The sequence below is a fragment of the Roseovarius marisflavi genome, assembly GCF_900142625.1.
GTDB lineage: Bacteria > Pseudomonadota > Alphaproteobacteria > Rhodobacterales > Rhodobacteraceae > Roseovarius > Roseovarius marisflavi.
On sequence record NZ_FRBN01000074.1, the window covers coordinates 1 to 1,387 of the forward strand.

Sequence of the window (1,387 nt, forward strand, 5' to 3'; positions counted from 1 at the left end):
GCTAATGGGATGTGTCGGCTGCTTCCCCACCGTTGTGTTATCCTTAACTGGGATCAACCGCGCATCAAGGAGAAGCAGCCATGTGTGCAAAGAAGAGAGGAAGTATCGAAGACCTCGCCGTCGTCGGGATCGACATCGGAAAGGATACGTTTCACCTGGTCGGGTTCGATCAGTCTGGCCAACTGGTCATACGCAAACAGATCAAACGCTTGGCCTTGAATGCCACTTTTGAGCAACTCCCACGCTGCATCGTGGGAATGGAGGCTTGCCTCAGCGCCCATTTTGTCAGCCGAACGCTGCGGGGCATGGGGTTCGAGCCGCGGATCATACCGGCGATTTACGTGAAGCCGTTCAACAAGGGCCAAAAGAACGATTACAACGACGCCGAGGCGATCGCAGAAGCAGCGTTGCGACCCAATCTCCGGACCGTTTCAGAAAAGGATCAGGATCAACTCGACCTGCAGGCCCTGCACCGGGTCCGAGCTCGGCTGGTTTCGCGGCGCACGGCCACCATCAACCAGATCCGGGCCTTTCTGATCGAACAGGGTATCACCGTTAGGTCGGGGCTGCGGGCGCTGAAGAATTCCTTCGAGACGATCCTCGAACAGCGAAGGGACGAGATATCGCCTCGGATGCGCGGCATTCTGATCGGGCTCTATGGCGACTGGCTCTGGCTGGACAAACGGATTGAGGATGTCTCTGGCGAGATCGAAGAGATCAGCCGCACCGAAGAGAACTGCGCCAATATCATGACGATACCCGGCATTGGGCCGATGATCTCGACGGCAATGGTCGCGGCCGTCGGCAAAGGCGAAGCATTCGACCGGGGACGCGATTTCGCGGCATGGGTTGGCCTCGTTCCCCGACAATTCAGCACCGGCGGTCGCACCATTCTTGGCAGGATCACCAAACGCGGAAGCCGCTATCTGAGGATGTTGTTCGTGCAGGCGGCGAAAGTGATCATGATGCGCCCACACCGATGGTCAGACTTCAGTTTCGGCTTGTGGCTGACCGAGGCGGTCGCACGTATGCCGCGAAACAAAGCAGCCATCGCGCTTGCCAACAAACTCGCTCGAACCGCCTGGAGCCTTCTGCGGCATGGCACCCGGTTCGACGCGCCAAAAGACGCGGCCATGGAAGCGATCTGACGCCTTCCACGGTCACCAAGGAGTTCGCGATAGAGAGGACAGCATGGAACGGAGAAAATACGCCCCCAGAGTCTGACGGCCCATTGGGTCATCATAGACCTTGCCGCTAATGAGACCAAGGCGCGTGCGTAACCCCATCAAGGCCACGGCCCGCGAGCCGATCAACAGGCCGGATACATATGAGCGATTTCCGAAATCGTGCCAAATTCTCGATTGCGAACAGCAGCCGACACATACAT

The 1,387-nt window shown here is 58.1% G+C and carries 1 protein-coding gene; it reads left to right on the plus strand.

The features are described 5' to 3' along the window. Positions 1-80 precede the first annotated feature (80 nt). Complete coding sequence (locus BUB78_RS19965) at positions 81-1,148, plus strand: IS110 family RNA-guided transposase (protein WP_073201177.1); 1,068 nt, start codon at positions 81-83, stop codon at positions 1,146-1,148. The last annotated feature ends 239 nt before the right edge of the window (positions 1,149-1,387 follow it).

Coding starts and splice junctions, on each gene's coding strand:
- BUB78_RS19965 (WP_073201177.1), top strand. CDS start 81: ATGTGTGCAAAGAAGAGAGGAAGTATCGAAGACCTCGCCGTCGTCGGG.